Annotated in this window: 16 protein-coding genes and 1 pseudogene; 10 read left to right on the plus strand and 7 right to left on the minus strand. The window is 44.1% G+C overall.

The window, feature by feature from the left end:
- Positions 1 to 44: 44 nt before the first annotated feature.
- Positions 45 to 1,124: a 2Fe-2S iron-sulfur cluster-binding protein gene (locus ACED28_RS06815; protein WP_371709542.1), complete on the minus strand. Its 1,080-nt coding sequence runs from the start codon at positions 1,122 to 1,124 to the stop codon at positions 45 to 47.
- A 112-nt stretch (positions 1,125 to 1,236) separates the two neighbouring features.
- On the minus strand, positions 1,237 to 2,898 hold the full coding sequence (gene hcp / locus ACED28_RS06820; RefSeq protein ID WP_012600311.1) for a hydroxylamine reductase: 1,662 nt from the start codon (positions 2,896 to 2,898) through the stop codon (positions 1,237 to 1,239).
- A gap of 276 nt (positions 2,899 to 3,174) precedes the next feature.
- On the opposite strand from hcp, the gene ACED28_RS06825 reads away from it, so the two are divergent.
- Positions 3,175 to 3,405 carry a hypothetical protein gene (locus ACED28_RS06825; RefSeq protein ID WP_029222888.1) on the plus strand — a complete coding sequence of 77 codons (231 nt, stop codon included), beginning with the start codon at positions 3,175 to 3,177 and terminating at the stop codon, positions 3,403 to 3,405.
- A 53-nt stretch (positions 3,406 to 3,458) separates the two neighbouring features.
- Positions 3,459 to 4,622: a carboxylesterase gene (locus tag ACED28_RS06830; protein ID WP_012600309.1), complete on the plus strand. Its 1,164-nt coding sequence runs from the start codon at positions 3,459 to 3,461 to the stop codon at positions 4,620 to 4,622.
- Positions 4,623 to 4,731: 109 nt separating this feature from the next.
- On the opposite strand, the gene ACED28_RS06835 is transcribed toward ACED28_RS06830, so the two are convergent.
- The 3 genes from ACED28_RS06835 to ACED28_RS06845 form a co-directional block, all read right to left on the minus strand.
- Positions 4,732 to 5,346, minus strand: a complete 615-nt coding sequence (locus ACED28_RS06835) for a LysE family translocator (protein WP_029222887.1) — start codon at positions 5,344 to 5,346, stop codon at positions 4,732 to 4,734.
- 100 nt (positions 5,347 to 5,446) lie between these two features.
- Positions 5,447 to 6,394 carry a LysR family transcriptional regulator gene (locus ACED28_RS06840; protein ID WP_017100954.1) on the minus strand — a complete coding sequence of 316 codons (948 nt, stop codon included), beginning with the start codon at positions 6,392 to 6,394 and terminating at the stop codon, positions 5,447 to 5,449.
- Between the two features lie 93 nt (positions 6,395 to 6,487).
- Complete coding sequence (locus ACED28_RS06845) at positions 6,488 to 6,949, minus strand: Lrp/AsnC family transcriptional regulator (RefSeq protein WP_371709543.1); 462 nt, start codon at positions 6,947 to 6,949, stop codon at positions 6,488 to 6,490.
- Positions 6,950 to 7,192: 243 nt separating this feature from the next.
- Here ACED28_RS06845 and yjeH point away from each other — a divergent pair, with 243 nt between their 5' ends.
- Positions 7,193 to 8,464 (plus strand): L-methionine/branched-chain amino acid transporter, encoded by a 1,272-nt coding sequence (yjeH, locus tag ACED28_RS06850; RefSeq protein WP_371709544.1) that lies wholly within the window; start codon positions 7,193 to 7,195, stop codon positions 8,462 to 8,464.
- 46 nt (positions 8,465 to 8,510) lie between these two features.
- On the opposite strand, the gene ACED28_RS06855 is transcribed toward yjeH, so the two are convergent.
- Positions 8,511 to 9,968, minus strand: coding sequence for a PLP-dependent aminotransferase family protein (locus ACED28_RS06855; RefSeq protein WP_371709545.1), 1,458 nt, complete (start codon positions 9,966 to 9,968; stop codon positions 8,511 to 8,513).
- 90 nt (positions 9,969 to 10,058) lie between these two features.
- Between ACED28_RS06855 and ACED28_RS06860 the strand changes: the two genes are divergently transcribed.
- Both ACED28_RS06860 and ACED28_RS06865 read left to right on the plus strand, forming a co-directional pair.
- Entirely contained in the window at positions 10,059 to 10,718 is a 660-nt protein-coding gene (locus tag ACED28_RS06860) for a pyridoxamine 5'-phosphate oxidase family protein (RefSeq protein WP_102394154.1), read from the plus strand.
- 83 nt (positions 10,719 to 10,801) lie between these two features.
- Entirely contained in the window at positions 10,802 to 11,704 is a 903-nt protein-coding gene (locus tag ACED28_RS06865; RefSeq protein ID WP_371709546.1) for an urea transporter, read from the plus strand.
- Positions 11,705 to 11,710: 6 nt separating this feature from the next.
- On the opposite strand, the gene ACED28_RS06870 is transcribed toward ACED28_RS06865, so the two are convergent.
- Complete coding sequence (locus ACED28_RS06870) at positions 11,711 to 12,718, minus strand: AraC family transcriptional regulator (RefSeq protein ID WP_017097042.1); 1,008 nt, start codon at positions 12,716 to 12,718, stop codon at positions 11,711 to 11,713.
- Positions 12,719 to 12,852: 134 nt separating this feature from the next.
- Here ACED28_RS06870 and ACED28_RS06875 point away from each other — a divergent pair, with 134 nt between their 5' ends.
- The 5 genes and pseudogenes from ACED28_RS06875 to ACED28_RS06895 all read left to right on the plus strand — a co-directional run bounded on the left by ACED28_RS06875 (position 12,853) and on the right by ACED28_RS06895 (position 18,274).
- The gene (locus ACED28_RS06875) at positions 12,853 to 13,203 is read left to right on the plus strand and encodes a hypothetical protein (RefSeq protein ID WP_012600300.1); all 351 of its coding nucleotides are present in this window, start codon (positions 12,853 to 12,855) and stop codon (positions 13,201 to 13,203) included.
- Positions 13,197 to 14,420, plus strand: a pseudogene (locus tag ACED28_RS06880) (HlyD family secretion protein). Before ACED28_RS06875 ends, ACED28_RS06880 begins: the two are co-directional and overlap by 7 nt.
- A 754-nt stretch (positions 14,421 to 15,174) precedes the next feature.
- The gene (gene codB, locus ACED28_RS06885; protein ID WP_371709547.1) at positions 15,175 to 16,413 is read left to right on the plus strand and encodes a cytosine permease; all 1,239 of its coding nucleotides are present in this window, start codon (positions 15,175 to 15,177) and stop codon (positions 16,411 to 16,413) included.
- 9 nt (positions 16,414 to 16,422) lie between these two features.
- Positions 16,423 to 17,700 (plus strand): cytosine deaminase, encoded by a 1,278-nt coding sequence (locus ACED28_RS06890; RefSeq protein ID WP_371709548.1) that lies wholly within the window; start codon positions 16,423 to 16,425, stop codon positions 17,698 to 17,700.
- 361 nt (positions 17,701 to 18,061) lie between these two features.
- Complete coding sequence (locus tag ACED28_RS06895) at positions 18,062 to 18,274, plus strand: cold-shock protein (RefSeq protein WP_004730009.1); 213 nt, start codon at positions 18,062 to 18,064, stop codon at positions 18,272 to 18,274.
- The last annotated feature ends 150 nt before the right edge of the window (positions 18,275 to 18,424 follow it).

Here is an 18,424-nt window from a genome sequence, read left to right on the forward strand (position 1 = left end):
CAACTTTGTCTTTACCGTTCTAACAAAGCTCGACTTCACACCTGTTACAGCTCAACCTCAACATCTGACTGAATCGTACTCGAACACGCAAGGACATAACCTTGCTCAATCTGTTCTGGCGTCAATGTTTCTTGGCTGCTTGATTCCACTGAACCTTTGGTTACCTTGCACTTGCAAGAACCACAAATCCCACTGCGACAAGCAATAATAGTCGGAACGCCAGCTTTCTCTAATGAATCAGCCAGTGGTGTACCCACTTCCGCTTCTACTTCTGCGCCAAATGCAGGAACAAACACCTTAACAGCGCCATTTGAATCTGCAGACGCTTCCGCTTGTGATTCTTCTGAAGCTGTATTGCTATTGGTTAGTGAATCAGTGTTTTGGTTCGCTGGCGTGAAACTTTCTTGACAGAAGTTATCCATATTGAACTCAAGTTCTTTCAGGTAGTTTTCTATGTCTTGCATAAAGCTAACCGGCCCACACAAGTAAACGGTTCTGTCTAAAATGTCAGGGCTGAGTGTTACCAACCAACTCTTGTCTAGACGACCTTGGGGAGCAGTTGTTCCTTCACTGTCTTTTAGCAGCAATTTAAGATTGAAGTTGCTGTGCGCCTCATCAAGTTGGTTAAGCTCTTCAAAGTAGATGGTCTCGCGTCGATTACGTGCCATGTGAACAAAATCGATCTCAATATCACTGCCTTGAGCTAGCCAATACTTTGCCATCGCCATCACAGGTGTAATACCGCAACCTGCACTCACCAGCGTCACTTTTTTCGTCGCTGTTGGCATGCAATCAATACAGTTAAACGCGCCAGCAGGCTTCAATACTGAAACCTCATCACCTTCATCAAGCTCATCAACAATAAAGTTCGAAACCAAGCCACCTTCCACACGTTTCACCGTCAACTTCAGGCGATTATCTTCAGGACAAGAAGCCACAGAATAGGCGCGATAATCTGTTTTCGTCGGCATATCTAAACCCAGGGTAATAAATTGCCCCGGCTTAAAATTGAAATGTAAGTCTTGTGGAATACTGCCAAGCTCAAAGCTGACCGTATCTGGCGTCTCGTGCCATTTCTTTAAACACACTAAATTGATTGAATCGCTATCCGACCATGCATACATAGTTCACGCACCTTACTGATGATTAAATGACTAAAGATTTAAATCTAAAAAGCCCCGGAGCTGTTTGTTTTATTAAAAACGTCACAACAACGAGGCTTCAGGTTGGCTTAAATTAAGCCGCTAAGATTGTTTTAAGATCTTGTTCTGGCGTTGAAATAGAACGCATATCGAACTCGTCTTGCATAATCTTAAGTAGGTTTTCAGTTAGGAACGCAGGTGCTGTAGGGCCTGTGTAGATACCTTTCACACCTAGAGCGAACAGAGTAAGCAAGATAACGATCGCTTTTTGCTCGAACCAAGATAGAACCAGCGTTAGCGGAAGTTCGTTGATACCACAATCAAACTCTTGAGACAGTGCGATAGCAAGCTGAATCGCAGAGTAAGCATCGTTACATTGGCCAACATCTAACAGACGTGGGATACCGTTAATGTCGCCGAATTGGTTTTTGTTGAAACGGAATTTACCACATGCCAATGTCAGGATTACTGAATCTTCTGGCGCTTGAGCTGTGAAGTCTGTGTAGTAACTACGTTCAGATTTGTCACCGTCACAACCACCCACTAGGAAGAAGTGTTTGATGTTGCCTTCTTTCACTTGCTCAACAACCGCAGGTGCCGCTTCCATCAGCGCGTTACGACCAAAACCGACAGTGATCATTTGCTCGATCTCGTCGTGTTTGAAACCTTCTTGCGCTAGTGCACAATCAATTACTGCGCTGAAATCGTCGCCTTCAAGGTGATCAACACCCGGCCAGCCCACGATGCTGCGTGTAAATAGACGGTCTGCGTAAGAACCTACATCAGGGTTAAGCAGGCAGTTAGACGTCATTACAATTGCGCCAGGGAAGTTAGCGAATTCTTTTTGCTGGTTCTGCCAAGCGCTGCCGTAGTTACCCGCAAGGTGTGGGTACTTGTTTAGCTCTGGGTAACCGTGTGCTGGTAGCATCTCACCGTTAGTGTAAACGTTGATGCCCTTGCCTTCAGTTTGTTGAAGAATCTTTTCTAGATCATGTAAGTCGTGACCAGAAACAAGAATACAGTGACCTTTTTTAGTCTTCACATTCACGGTTGTTGGTTGAGGGTGACCAAAGGTATCTGTCTCGCCTTTGTCTAGCATTTCCATTACTTTGTAGTTCATCAAGCCAATCTGCATTGATGTATCAAGTAACTGTTTTAGATCGGATGGATCTGTACCTAGGAACGCCATGATTTCATGGTATTCAGCAAAAATAGCGTCATCAGTTTGACCAAGAACACGAGCGTGCTCCATGTAGGCTGCCGCACCTTTTAAGCCGTATAGGCAAAGAAGACGAAGACCAATCACATCTTCGTGTTGAGAATCGTGACCACGGTTTACAGCAGCTTGAGGCGCAAGTGCCAATAGCTCTGAAGAATCTGTTGGAAGATCGAACTGTGCTGCTGCAGAAAGCTCTGGAATTTCAAAACCAATCAATGTTGCTGCTGCACGAACTTTTTGCTCTAAACGCTGCTTGAATTCATGAGACTGTTGTGCGAATTCGATAATACGAGCAGGGTCGAAGTTAACGTTAGTCAGTGTTGCGAAGAACGCTTTTGGCGCCCACTCATCAACTTCTGTATCAATAACATCGCAAGCGCGACCTAAGCTTGCCCAAAAAGAAACGCCTTGAAGAGAATGCACCAACACGTCTTGAAGGTCGGATACTTCCGAGGTTTTTCCACACATGCCTTGTGCGAAAGAACAGCCTTTTACGGTTGGGGTTTGAATTGTTTGTTCACATTGAATACAGAACATATAAGGGGCTCCAGTAATTTTTTATTAGCTGTAAGTACTTTGCTTACAGTGACTTATTCCAACCCCTATAGAGCATCAAGCGTGCCAACTTTTAAGTTATTGATTTTATGGAACTTACTGTTATTCCATAATTTTAGTGCGTGATTATGACTACATATAAACTCTCAATCCACACACACCTGTGTCATAGTGACTCTCTGATATTTATTAACGGTGTTCATGTTTCGTTCAGAATGGAAGCGATATAGTAACAACATAGAGAAAAGAGGAATGAATATGAAAAATATATTAGTTACGATTGTTGCGTTGTTTACTGGCCTATTGGCGTTATTCACGAGCTTGATTCTTGCTATTCCTTTAGCTATTGCAGCTTTAATCACTGGCAAGCGCATTCAGAATCAAATGAAAAAACAGGGTTTCGGAGCTCACATGAACACACGTCAATCATCTACCAGTGATGCCGGTGTTATTGAAGGTGAATACGAAGACCTTTCAAGCAGAAAGTAATCTAAACTTCAGTTTCAGACATAGTAAAAGAACAACAGAGACAACATCAAAAAATGCATAGAAATACCATTCTAACGCTACTCGCCTTAACGACTTTAAGTCTCGTTGGTTGTTCCAACGAGACAACGATACCTGCTTACGAAACATCTCCAAACTTGCCTGAATATCAGCAAGACAGCTTTGATGCCTACGTCAATGAAACTCAAGATTGGTTATTGAAAAACCGTGTATTCATGACCAAAGACAAGCAGCTAGAGATTCGACTCAATTCACCCACCGAATACAAACCTGCGGCACCTAACGGTAAGGCAGTTTTATTGGTACATGGTTTAGGTGATTCTCCGTACTCATTTAAAGACATCGCAACGCACTTAGCAGAACAAGGCTACCTAGTGAGAACGGTATTGCTACCGGGCCACGGCAGTCGTGTCGGTGACTTAATGCAACCAAGCTTAGAAGATTGGCAAGGTGTTGTAGCTCATCATACGAAGCTATTGGAGCAAGAGTATGATTCTGTGTGGCTTGGCGGTTATTCAACAGGTGCGAACCTTGTGACTTCACAGGCGATGAACGATCCTAAGATCTCTGGGTTACTGTTGTTCTCTCCTGCGTTTCAACCGAGCTCTTCTGCAGTTCAATATGCGGAGCTAGCAAGCTATTTTGTCACTTGGGCGGATCAAGATCCTGAAGACAATGTACTTCGCTATAACTCACTGCCAATGAATGGTGCTTCGGTTTACTACCAAACCTCAGAAGTGGTTCGTGAGGGCCTTCAAGACAAACACTTTGATAAGCCCGTGTTTATTATGATGAGTGAAGGCGACAGTGTCATTGATACCCACTTCGTTCAGCAGGCATTTACGGAATCCATGCCAAACCCAAATAACGTGTTGATTTGGCAAGGGGAAACCACACTTGACGATCCTCGCGCTGTTCAATACAGCATGAAGATCCCAGAGCAACGTATTTCGAACGGCTCTCATATGGGTTTACTGTTCTCGCCAAGCAATCCTTACTACGGGATCAATGGTAGCGAGAAGATCTGCTCCAATGGTCAAGAGGAAGGTTTTGAAGCACAGTGCAACGCGACAAGTGAAGTGTGGTACTCAGCGTGGGGATATCGTGAAGAAGGTAAAAACCATGCGCGTTTGACCTACAACCCGTACTTTTCAGATTCCATGGAAAAGCTCGATGCGGTGCTGAATTCAGAAGGCTAACAAGCTCAAGTCTTTCGAAACCAATCCATAGAAGTCAAAAAGGCTCACTAGATAACGTCTAGTGAGCCTTTTTAATGGATATCGTTTCTTACCAATATATGGACTACCGCTATATCGTCCACACCACGCGCACAGCGAGCAGAATCAACACCACGCCTGATAATCGATCGATCAACTGCGCTTTTGCTCGAATGCGCTCTACGATCAACGGGCTAGAGAGCACCAAAGTGATAAAGGTATACCAAAGGCCATCAACAATCAGCGGCGTTGAGACAATAATCACTTGATTGCTCAGTTCATTACCTAACGCCACAAATTGGCTAAATAGAGCGATAAAGAACAGAGCGATCTTAGGGCTCAAGATAGAGATCAAGAAAGCCTCGCGAGCAGACTGCATGTAGCTCATCTGTTCACCCGCTTCCAATTTCGCAGCAACTCCACCTTTTGAGCGCAACGCGTTTACACCGAGATAGAGCAGATACACAGCACCCGCTAAACTGATCCCTTTGAACAACATTGGTGATTGCTCAAGTAACACCGCTAAACCGACAATGGTTGCGAACGCGTAAATACCTATGCCCGCAGCGTGTGACCAAGCTGCGATAAGTCCGTTCATACGGCCACCAGCCAAACTATGCTTAGCGATCATCGCCAAGCTTGGGCCCGGAGACATTGCACCCAACAAGCAAATCGCTAACAAAGAAAACCAAATTGTTACTGTCATCATTCCATTCCTAGTAAAACAAAGCGCTCTAGCTGAACACTCTACAATTAATACTCAATACTTAGCGCTTACAATAAGCCGCAGTAGGTATTATTTGAAATCAAAGATTATCATCACTGGTATGATTAGAAATCATACTTATATTGTAACTCGACTTTTGAATGGCTTTAAACGCTTTCTCTCGAGCCCATTTATGGGCAGAGTCGTTGTCATACTTAGGATGCCACATCAGCCAATAGGTATGCATTTCTGTCTCAAACGGCAGAGAAAAGTAAGCGACATCGAGATGACGACCCAAGTTATAAGCAATATGCTCCGGCACAATCATCAAGTAGTCGTCTTGCATTAACACGTTTCCCGCCGATGAAAAGAACGGTACCTGCAACGCGATTCTGCGTTTATGTCCCTGTTTCTTTAACGCAATATCCGAATAACTGTCTTTGTCTCCCCCACCCGTAACTTTGATATGTGAGTAACTCACGATGTCTTCCGAGCTTATGGCTGATTGCTTAGCCAACGGATGAGAGGCTCTCATCAAACACACGGATTTATCCTCTCCGAGCTTGATACTTGAGACATGATCCGGCTTTTTGGGGAACATACTCGACGCCAAATGAATACCTGATTCATTGAGCGTTTCAAGGAAGTTAGGCTGCCATAGACGATAAGCCAAGTTGATATGAGGCGCGTCCTTCGACACCTCGGACACAATAATGGGCAAAATATACTGAGCAACATAATCACTCGAAGCCAACACCAATTCACCTTGCCAATCTTGTGGATCAAATGGCTTATCATCTAATAAGTGGTCAAACTCGCCAAGCAAGTCGTCGAGCTTGCCTTTAAGCAATAAAGCGCGGTTGGTTGGAACCAGTTTGTTCCCATCACGAACCAAAAGAGGATCACCACATAGATCTCTAAGCTGAGCCAGTTGACGGCTCACCGCCGACTGCGTGATGTGCAGACGCTGAGCTGTTCGACTGACATGGCACTCTTCAAGAAGCACATGCAGCGACCGCAGTAAATTTAAATTGATATTACCTAACATCAGCAACCTTAGAGCGAATAAAAATAGAGTGAGTAACAATAAGTTGAGTAAGTACGGACAAATGACGACACGGTGAAGGTAAGCAGTATTAACTCAAGACATATTAAAAGACGAAGTTTGCTTGTTGAAGAATTCAGTTAAGACAGTATGAGTCATAAGATGTCGAAGTTCAGGATAGCCTTGCAGCTGGTCGCGAATTTGGTTCAAACGCTCCATGCTTTCAACTTCAACATAAAGCATCATGTCGGTCTCACCGCTGATAGAGTGACACCACTGCACACCATCAATAGCGTAGATATTTTTAGCGTAAGACTCACAATTATGGTTACTGCTCGACATGTCAAACTTCAAAGAGATATAAGCGCCAACGTTCTTCGGTAAATCAGGCTCGGTCACCTGTGCACTAGATCCTGTAATGATCTTATCGTTTTCCAGCTTCTTGATTCTGGCGTTAACTGCAGAGCGAGACAGGCTGACATCTCTGGCGATATCGCTCACTGAGCATCGAGCGTTAGTTTTTAGAATATCTAAAATTTGGCGATCAAATTTATCCATGCTTCTGATTCTTTCCATTTATTGTTCTATTTATAACGCCTAATTTGACACAACTTTCCTACTTATAACAGCCATTATGACCGCCGACACTTTCACGCTTAATCAAATTAATACCGTTAAATTGACGGTGTCTTAAGACGTTTCGCTAGCTGTACTATTGATGTCGACAATGTATGCTTTCAATCTCAGCCTCACAAGACTGCACCATAAAATCGATATCAAAGCCAATAGCAAGGACAGCGAATGACACAACTCAAACAAGAAATCACGCTTATTTCAGGAATCGGACAACTCTCGACGACCTTGCTAGGCACTGGATTATTTATGATCCCTGCCATCGCAGCAGGCATTGCAGGGCAGTTGTCACTACTCGCGTGGTTAATCCTGTTTATCGCTATTTGCCCGATTGCACTAACCTTTGCCGCACTAGGAAAACGCTACCCCAATGCAGGTGGCACGGCCTATTTTGTGCGTCAGGCATTCAGTGAGCGATTAGAAACCAGCGTGGCTTGGTTGTTTGTGAGTGTTATTCCTGTGGGTATTCCGGCTGCGATTGCATTGGCTGGAGGTTTTGCTCAACAGTTGTTACCCGCACCTCTCGACACCCCACTGGGTGCTCAATCCTTTACCGTCGCCCTACTTATTGCCGTCAATTTGATGGGCAGTAAGTCTTCTGGCCGCTTACAAACGGTGATCGCCTTGTCGATTTTTGCCTTGGTTAGCGCCTTTGTTTGGAAAGCCGACATCACAGCAGCTGACATCGCAGTTCCGACCATGACGTCCGATTCGATGTGGTCGATTGGCGCAGCCTTAGCGGTGATGTTTTGGTGCTTTGTCGGGATAGAAGCCTTTGCTCACATGGGAGAAGAATTTAAAAATCCACAGCGTGACTTTCCCATCGCAATCATTGCAGGGTGTTTCGTTGCGGGCATAGTGTACTGGGCTTGCTCGGTGGTTATTATCAAGCTAGGCGCTTATGGTTCACCTGAATTTGATGCTGCATCCATCCCGTGGGTAACAGAACAACTGTTTGGTAATGGCTTTAAAACCGTCATCAGTGTACTTGGCTTCTTTGCTTGTTTTGCTAGCCTAAACCTTTACACCCAAAGCTTGTCTCGCATGATATGGGCTCAAGCTCGCCAACACACTCCGACCAATAAAATGGCGCAGCTCAACAGCCGTGGCGTACCACTTTATCCAACCTTAGCAATCGGCTTTATTGCGCTTATTTCGTGTGTAATCGGCGAGCTGTCTAATCTCGATCTCGAATTCTTTCTTAAACTCGCCAACGGTATTTTCGTTCTGGTTTATCTGCTTGCAATGTTAGCGGCCTGCCGATTACTGACTGGCGCATCTAGATACACCGCCATGCTCTCACTGGTCATCTGTACCTTGGTGTTTATCTGTTTAAGCTGGTCGATGCTCTATGCCGCCACTATTTTTGTGACATTGTCACTCCCTTGGCGTAAATGGCTAGGTAAAAGTAAACCCACCGTTTCTGTCGACAAGCTATAACTCGATTAATGATGAATCGACAAATTGTAAGCAAGCCCAACCAATATTACTGATAAAAAAGCCGAGCGATCTGTTTGATCTTCGGCTTTATGTCAGCCAGTCGGATATTACCAAACCCCAGCACTGCACCACTCCAATCACGAGCATCACTTGATCCATATTCATAAAAGTCAAAAGGACGAATGATGATATTTTCAAACTCTGCTCTACGGCTCCACTCATGTTCAGATATCCCTTGATACCACTTCACTGTCACATGTAGCCCTGCAGCCTGACTGATCACTTCAAGATCGCCATGAAACTCACTTTTAATCGCTTCTATCATCGCTTCATGCTTGAGTTTGTATGAACGACGCATCTTTCTAATATGGCGCAATAAATCGCCTTCACGTACAAAGTCCGCCAGCGCTTCTTGTGTATGTGAGGCCGTGTCTCCAGTGAGCGCATCTTTAATCTCAAGACACTTCGCCACCAGACTTTCTGGCACCACCAAATAACCTAGTCGCAAGCCATTGAACATCACCTTACTCAGGGATCCGACATAGATGATGCGATCATCGAACCCTAACTTTCCCGCTAACCCTTGCATGCTGGTATAAGGGCGATGAGCAAACTGAAACTCACTGTCGTAATCATCCTCAATGATCCATGACTGATGTTGATTGGCCCAATCGATCAGTTTAAGTCGTTGCTCGGTATTTAAGGTCGTGCCCATTGGGTATTGGTTACTCGGCGTGACATACAGAGCCTTGCCGTTACTGGACAGCACTTTTTCAATATCTAATCCAACCTTTTCACGCACACTCACACCGTCTAGCTCTAGCCTCAACAGATCGATGATTTTATGCACTTGTCGATAGCCGGGCTCTTCCACAAGGATTTTGTCCCCCATCGCTAACGTCGCCATCAAACCAATTGAGATGGCTTGCTGCGCACCTGCGGTGATGATGATTCTATCGGCACTGCAGTGAACCGAGCGACTACTCGCAAGATACCCGCTCAATGCTTCCCTCAAGGCCAAGCTTCCCTGAACCTCTTGATTACCCGCAATGTTCTGACGTGTAGAGTGACGTTGCAGCAATCTCTGCCATTTCGCAAAAGGGAACGCATCTAAGTCAGGGACTCCGGGGGCAAAGCTGCGGTTAATGTCGTTAGGTGTCGCTATGTTTGCACTCGACTTACTTATTACGTGCTTAACCTGTGTACCCTGAACACTGTTTGCCTGAGACAAACTTAAGAAGTGTTCTGGTTGTTCAACTGACACGTAAAAGCCTGAACCTTGCTTACTCTCGATATAGCCTTCAGTAACCAGTTGTTCATACGCGTAAATCACCGTATTTCGACTTACTGACAATTCCACAGCCAACTTACGTGTTGAAGGTAACTTACTGCCCTTGCTCCATAAATCTTGAACGATCTTCTCTCTGATCGCGTGGAACAAGGCGGTTTGACGTGTGTCATGTTGCTCGTCTAACTGTAGGTCACCGATATCAATAGGCTGCATAACTGGATCCAAATAGTGTTTAAAAGTGGCTCTATTTAAGAGACCAGTTAATCGCTACATTAATCAAAAGGCAATGATTAAGGAGCGATTATGTTATCTAACACGAAAAGAACCACGATTAAAAAAGGGGCTCACAAAGCCGTATTTGAACAAGAGAAACTTCATCAAATCATAGATGAGAGCTTAATCGCACACATTGCATTGCAGGGCGAACAAGGGCCAATGGTTATCCCGATGCTTGCGTGGCGAGTGGATGATATGGTCTACATCCATGGTGCTAAAAACAGCCGCTTGTTGAAAGGCTTAAAAAAAGGAGAGCCAACCTGTTTAACGTTCACTTTGTTCGATGGTTGGGTGTTAGCTCGTTCGGCATTTCACCACAGTGCGCATTATCGTTCTGCAGTGGTGTTGGGGTCATTTTCAGTCATCGATGACAACCAAGAAAAAGATCGCTTATTGAACATCTTCATTGAGCAAATCGCGCCGGGAAGAACCGACGAAGTCAGGCTCAGTAATGAGAAAGAGCTCACCGCCACCGAGCTATTGGCGATCCCTTTAACAGAAGCATCCGTGAAGATTGGTAAACATGGTGTGAATGATGATAAAGCTGATATGGATATCCCTGTATGGGCTGGCGTATTACCTTATCGAACGGTCGTTGGGCCATTAGAAACCGTTCCAGAGCAAGAAGGCATCATTGAAACACCAGATTACCAACAAGCCTATGGTGAGCGCTGGTATCAGAATTGATACGCAAAGATGGTCAACTTAATAAAATTGCATACAATCTGAGCTACAAAAGATTCAACATAGCAAAAGAATGTAGTCAGACAATGAGAACGAATAAGGATATTCTACCATTTCAAGGCTTGCTCAATGGCATTGGGCAAGTCTATTTCACTCCGTCGGTCATGACGTCGTTTCTGCTATTGTTTGCCATTTCTATTGAGTCACTTGCGCTGGCTTTTCTTACCTTGTTTGGCGCCAGTTGCAGCTACGGATTTGCCTTACTGACCAATAAACCGTCTCATGATATTGAGAATGGCATGTATGCGTTAAATGGCGCACTGATTGCTTTGTTCATCGGGAATTTTTTTGAAGTAAATGGGTGGCTGATTATAGTAGTAGCCCTCGGCTCGCTGATAACCGTACCCATCGCCAAGATCGTGTTTAACTTTAAGAAGTATCACGGTTACACAAGTGCCTTTATCCTCACCTCTTGGCTGATTTATGCTATCCAATCAACCTTGGGGCTATCGGCGTTTTCGGCACCTGACTCCGCACTGAGGCCACTAATCAGTCTTGAGGTAGGCTCGTGGTTCAGCTTACCAACAGCGGTGCTCCCGTTATTGAAAGGGATCAGCCAAGTCAGCTTTATCGATAATGCACTATCGGGTCTAGTCATCTTGGTTGCCATCGCACTCAACAATATCAAGCATGCGCTATGGGTAGTACTCACAGTGTTAATCAGCACTGTTTTTAGCCACATGATTGGCGCTTCTGGCGCGCTAATTGAGCAAGGTCTTTACGGGTACAACGCCACTCTTGCCACTCTAGCACTTGTGCTCTATCCGCGAATTCCTTGGCCGTTAATCCTATTAGGCATGCTGTTGAGCTGTCTCATCACACTTGGTTTTCATGAACTGTCACTGCTACCACTTACCGCGCCTTTTGTCCTTAGCACTTGGATAATCGTTTACCTATCCACTCATTTTAAAAAGCTAGATGAAGACTAATGATGATCAGTATTGACTATCAAAACGCTCAATATACTGCTTAGGCGTCAAACCTCGATGTTTCTTAAACATCCGATTAAAGCTCGCGACGTTGGTATAACCTAACCTCTTCGAGACCTCTTCCACTGGCACTGAATACATCAGTAGCTCTACCGCCACGTTGCTTAACGCATACCCCATAATGGTAGAAAAATTGATGCCCGATTTATGCAAACGGCGTTGAAACTGCTGCTCAGAGAGCCCTAATAAACTGGAAACCTTGTGAAGGGTTGGTAAACCAAAGTGGCGACTGTAGTTGATCATCTCATAGGTGACCTTATGTTCATCACCAGCATCTGGCATGTTTAGATAGTTATCCAAGTCATGAAAGTTCATCGCCAGATTTGCTTTACTGTTCGATAGTGATTGATTGATGGATAACCTCGATTCACTCGGGATCCAAACCTCTGTGCGAGGCTGTCCCCATTGAATCGTACAGCCGAAATATTCATGGTAGAGGTCAACATTCTCTCGACGACCGGCTATTGAAACCGCGACGGGTTTAAAGTCATCACCCAAATATCGACGTAAAATCTTCATAATGAAAACCGCGACTCTTATTGAGTCATGCACTTTACCCGTTTCTGAGTAAGCAGGATTGTCGTAGCACCATTTAATCATTGTCCCTACCTGTGCACCGTATAAGAACGCACCAGACTGTAAACAGTGCAGGCCGATGTTCACTCGGCGGATCGTAGAAGCAAGATCATGTCCAGAAAAAAACCAGTTGGTTAACGGGCCTAATTTTTCAATATCCACCCGGTCAGACAGTTTCAGAATAATATCTGGATCATTAGTTTGCTGTTCAAGAAACCCATACCATTTATCGACTTCATTGACCGGAATTAGATTCATTGAGTTAGTAAATACAGACTTCGGAATACCTAAACGCTCCGTATTAACCACAGGGTTTGTGACAGCGTGTTGATAAATACCCAAAATCCCTAACGCTCTTAAGAAGTTACAATTGTTCATTCGTCGCTAACCCTTAGAAAGGAGATCATAGATCAAATCATATAATTGCCATTATCGAAGTAATTAGTAAATTTACAACCTGTAAATCCAACTTCCATCACACTCGGCGTTCAAATTTTACTTAGGGTTGATCAATGAGTTTACTAAGTGTCCCATTTGTTGGAACAGGCGCAGACACCGCATTACACGTCGTAGCTGGCGTTGTGTTGGTCGCAACAATCGCAGCTGCATGTTACGGCTTTTGGCGTGTTCATGAATTACCAATCAATAAAGCCCACAGTAAAGAGCATCACCAGCTCGGTTTAATCACAGCTTTAACTTGGATTGGCTTCATATGGCACTGGGTATGGGTACTTGCCGTCATTTTAGCGTTTGTTGATATGGAAAAAGCCATCATAAACCTGAGAGACACATGGAAAGCACCTGCGGAACCAACAGAACAACAAGTTAAGAATGATCAAGATGGGGAGAGCCAAACATGTTAGAAGGCTTAGCTCTGTGGGCACTGTTCATCTATCTACTTAGGCTTATTGGTATGCCATGGAATAAGGGCACCAAAGCATTTTCTTATCTAGGTGGTACATCATGGTTATTGTTTGTTTGGGTTGGACTCATTAACTACACACCGATGGATCTCTCTGGAGGTTCAGTCGTTCAATCACCACACATTCAGCTACGTCCAGATTCAACCAATGTGTCAGGCAAAACAACCAAGGTTCACATTAGACCGAACCAAGACGTGATTGAAGGTCAGCTCATTTACGAAATTGATGACACCAAATATGTTATTGCGAGAGATAAGGCTAGCGTGCAACTTGAATCGGCGAACGTTGCTTTAGATACCGCTCGCCAAGAAGTGAGCATCGCTAAAGTAAGCTATCAGTCAGCGCTTGAAGATATCAAAGCCTCTGTCGCTCAGATAGAATCAGCAAAAACAGATCTTGTTCTGCAATCTAAAACACTTGACCGTTACCAAAAGCAAAACAAAGTGGTAGAACATACGATTACTGAGACTGACATCGACCAACAAACGGCAAAGGTAGACTTGGCAACGTATAACGTCACCACGTTGGAATCTCAACTGAGTAAGAAAGAAGTTGATGCTGAGAACGCGAAGTTAAACATCCACAAGGCAGAAACCAACGTCAGTAAGAAACAAACTGAGGTAGATTCGGCAAAAGCAACATTGGCTCAAGCTCAATGGGATTTGAACAGCACCAAAGTAACAGCACCGACTGACGGCTTTGTAACTAACTTCATTCTTCGTGAAGGACAACGAGTATCAATGATGCCTCGTATCCAAATGTACACTGAATAAAAATACGTGTTAATGCGAGTGAATCACCAAGCTATTCGTAACGTAAAAGTGGGCCAGCCTGCTGAGTTTGCAACGGCGGTATACCCAGGCAAGATATTCTCCGCAACCGTAGAAGGCATTGTTGAAGCGACGGGTGAAGCACAAGCTAGCCTGTTAGGTATTGATGAACAAGTTCGTGTCACCACAGGTAGAAACCTTCAGAACAAGCACCACTTTGTCCGCTTAAAAATTGACGAGGCGGAAGGTTACGATATTCCAGTCGGCTCTGTAGGGTTAGCTTGGGTAAGCGGTGAGAAGCCTATCAGCTTTATGGCGTTCCTAGACGTAATACGCGGGATCATCATTAGAATGAAGTCCCAGTTATATTTCTTCTACTCGATCTAATACTTGTTTTAGATAAAACGATACAAAACCCGTGAGATCTGAGATCGCACGGGCTTTTTATCTATTTTACCGTTAGTTGCAGACAGAGCAGCAAAAATCAAAAAACTAAGCAGTATTCAGTATTCAGTATTCAGTATTCAGTATTCAGTATTCAGTATTCACTTTTATCGTTTATTCCTTAATGACAAGCAATACAAATCGCAAAATGCAATTGCAAAACGCAACTGCCAACTTCCAAAATGCAAGCAAACCGTTTAAATACGCACCAAATTGCTATAAAACACCCATTTTACGTTACTTTAAAAGTTGGCACACTAACTGCAATGTACATATTGACCCTTCTTAAGCCGAGGGTCACCTAGCCAACTGACGTTGTTAGTGAACCTTTCTTGTTCACGATATATATAGGCCAATTGCGAGTATTGCGATTGGCCATTTTTTTGCCTGCAATTTAAGAAACATCGCCCATCCAATATACAGACACCCATTCACAGCCATAATCGCCAGCATTCATAGTGAGGTTCAACTCTGGCTCACCACCTACGCCATAGAAAACGTTTTCTAATTATTTTTTAAGAATAAATATGAAAAGTAACCTTATGTTTTAAATGTCTATTTTTAACATAACCGCCTTAATCGATGGCTTATTGACAAAACTAGCATTGACTATGTTATTTATATCACGATAATGCGCACGTTTGCCTGCAATACGGCGACCGTTAATTTTAATTTTGAACAATTGCGGAGGTAAAAAATGGCTGCGGATAATAACTACAGTCTAGGGCCGGTTCCTACATCGGCTAGGAAAGGAGTTGCTTCACTCACCATGGTAATGCTTGGACTCACTTTCTTCTCTGCAAGTATGTGGACAGGTGGTTCACTCGGGACAGGTCTTTCATTCAACGATTTCTTCCTCGCCGTTCTCATCGGTAACCTAATCCTCGGTATTTACACTTCTTTTCTTGGCTACATCGGCTCATCTACTGGCCTCTCTACTCACCTTCTTGCTCGTTTCTCTTTCGGTACTAAAGGCTCATGGCTTCCTTCTGCGCTACTTGGTGGTACACAAGTCGGTTGGTTTGGTGTGGGTGTTGCGATGTTTGCTATTCCAGTTCAAAAAGCAACGGGCATTGATACCAACACCTTGATTATCGTGTCTGGCTTGTTGATGACGGGTACAGTGTACTTCGGCATTAAAGCGCTAATGGTGCTTTCAGCGATTGCAGTGCCTGCGATTGCGATTCTGGGTGGTTACTCAGTACTGACTGCGGTAGACAGTGTTGGTGGACTAGAACAACTGCAACTAATTAAACCAGAGACACCAATGGACTTCTCAATGGCTCTTGCAATGGTTGTAGGTTCATTTGTTAGTGCGGGTACGCTAACGGCCGATTTTGTTCGCTTTGGTAAAAAGCCTGCGAGCGCAGTATTAATCACAATGGTCGCGTTCTTCATCGGTAACTCACTGATGTTTATCTTTGGCGCAGCCGGTGCAGCAGCAACAGGCCAATCAGACATTTCAGATGTGATGATTGCACAAGGGTTACTGCTTCCAGCGATCATCGTGCTTGGCTTGAACATCTGGACAACCAATGAGAATGCACTTTATTCATCGGGTCTGGGTTTATCTAACATCACTGGTCGCTCAAGTACTACAATGTCTATCATTAACGGCATTATCGGTACGATTTTCGCGCTTTGGTTATACAACAACTTCGTTGGTTGGTTAACCTTCCTTTCGCTGGCGATTCCACCAATTGGTGGCGTAATCATCGCCGACTTCTTCGCGAACCGTAAACGTTACAAAGATTTTGCAAATGCAGAGTTCCAAACCGTAAACTGGGCTGGCATTATCGCGGTAGCAACAGGCGTAGCCGCTGGTCACTTCCTACCTGGCGTTGTTCCTTTGAACGCAGTGTTAGGTGGTGCAATCAGTTACCTCGTGCTTAATCCTCTATTGAACAAAAAAGCTCTGAAATCTCAGGCCGCTTAAGGACACACTATGACAACCTTATTAATCAAGAACGCGAAACTTCAAGACCAAGAGGGCTTGAAACAGATTCTGATTGAAAATGGTCAATTTTCTCGCATTCTCGATAATGACGCGCAAATCAATCATCAAGGCGACACCCTTGATGCTGAAGGTGGCATTGCAGTTACTCCTTTCTGTGAACCGCACATCCACCTAGATACTACTCAAACTGCTGGTGAGCCTAACTGGAACATCTCTGGCACTTTGTTTGAAGGTATTGAGCGTTGGGCTGAGCGTAAAGAACTGCTATCAATCGAAGACGTAAAGTCTCGTGCCAAGCAAACACTGAAATGGCAGATAGCTAACGGTGTTCAACACGTTCGTACACACGTTGATGTGTCAGACCCAACACTCGTTGCGTTAAGAGCGATGGTTGAAGTTCGTGAAGAGATGAAAGAGTGGGTCGACATCCAGATCGTTGCATTCCCTCAAGAAGGCATTCTTTCATACCCTAACGGCAAAGAGTTGCTTGAAGAAGCAGTGAAGATCGGCGCTGACGTTATCGGTGCTATCCCTCACTTCGAATTCACTCGTGAATACGGTGTTGAATCTCTGCATTACGTGTTCGATCTTGCACGCAAGTACGACTGCCTGATCGATGTTCACTGTGATGAGATTGACGATGAACAATCTCGCTTTGTTGAAACGCTGGCAGCCCTTGCGCACAAATTCGAAATGGGTGAGAAGGTAACGGCAAGCCATACCACAGCAATGGGGTCTTATAACGGTGCTTACGCATCTCGCTTGTTCCGTCTATTGAAGATGTCTGGTATTAACTTCGTGGCTAACCCGTTAGTGAATATTCACTTACAGGGTCGCTTCGACGACTACCCGAAACGTCGTGGCGTAACGCGTGTTAAAGAAATGCTAGCAGCAAATATCAATGTGTGTTTCGGCCACGATGATGTGTTTGACCCATGGTACCCACTAGGTACAGCGAATATGCTTCAAGTTCTGCACATGGGACTGCACGTAACGCAAGTGATGGGCTACGACCAAATCAACACCTCACTTGATTTGATCAGCAAGAACTCAGCACGCACACTGCATATCCAAGACAACTACGGCATTGAAGAAGGTAAGCCAGGAAGCTTACTAATTCTTCCTGCAGATAACGGTTTTGATGCAGTACGTCGCCAAGTTCCAGTGCAGTACTCTATTCGCCACGGAAAAATAATCGCAGAGACTCAACCAGCTAAGACTAAAATTAATTTAGATAAGACTGAAGATATCAACTTCAAACGATAATATCGTCTATACTAACGAAGAAAAGGAGGCTTAGGCTTCCTTTTTACTTTGTCATGGCGTGTAACTTTATAAACCTATCAGCTGTTGTAGGTAGTTTTTGTTAACGAGCGCAACATGACAAAAAAACTCGCTGATTTATCAATCAATGAGTGTACAACCCGAAAGACTGTGTTAACATGCACTCGCTCTGTTAGCCGGAGTTATTTAAGTTAGATGAATAGTAAAAAATGACATGTAAAATCGTTACCCGTTTTTGTAAGTAGTTTTTCCTTATTTCTTAGCAATATTAAATAATTCAATTATCAGCGCATTGCAGTAATGCAATCAACAATTTAGAAAATTTATGAATAAGGGACAAATTATGTCTAACACAAATACTGGCACTGTAAAATGGTTTAACGAAGAGAAAGGTTTCGGTTTCATTTCTCAAGACAACGGCGGCGCTGACGTATTCGTACACTTCCGTGCTATCGCTTCTGAAGGTTTCAAAACTCTGAAAGAAGGCCAAAAGGTTTCTTTCGAAGTTGAAAACGGTCAAAAAGGCCTACAAGCAGCAAACGTTGTTGCTCAATAATTAGCTTTTAGCTAAAAAGAATTTTAAAGCGCTGATTTTTATCGGCGCTTTTTTATGCCTGAAATAAAACTTCCACTGAGTTACTATCGCTTCCACACTCACCCGTGTTACCCATTTTCGGCAGAGTGTTTGAACTAGCTTAGCTAACCC

The sequence above is a fragment of the Vibrio sp. 1F253 genome (assembly GCF_041439295.1).
GTDB lineage: Bacteria > Pseudomonadota > Gammaproteobacteria > Enterobacterales > Vibrionaceae > Vibrio > Vibrio tasmaniensis_A.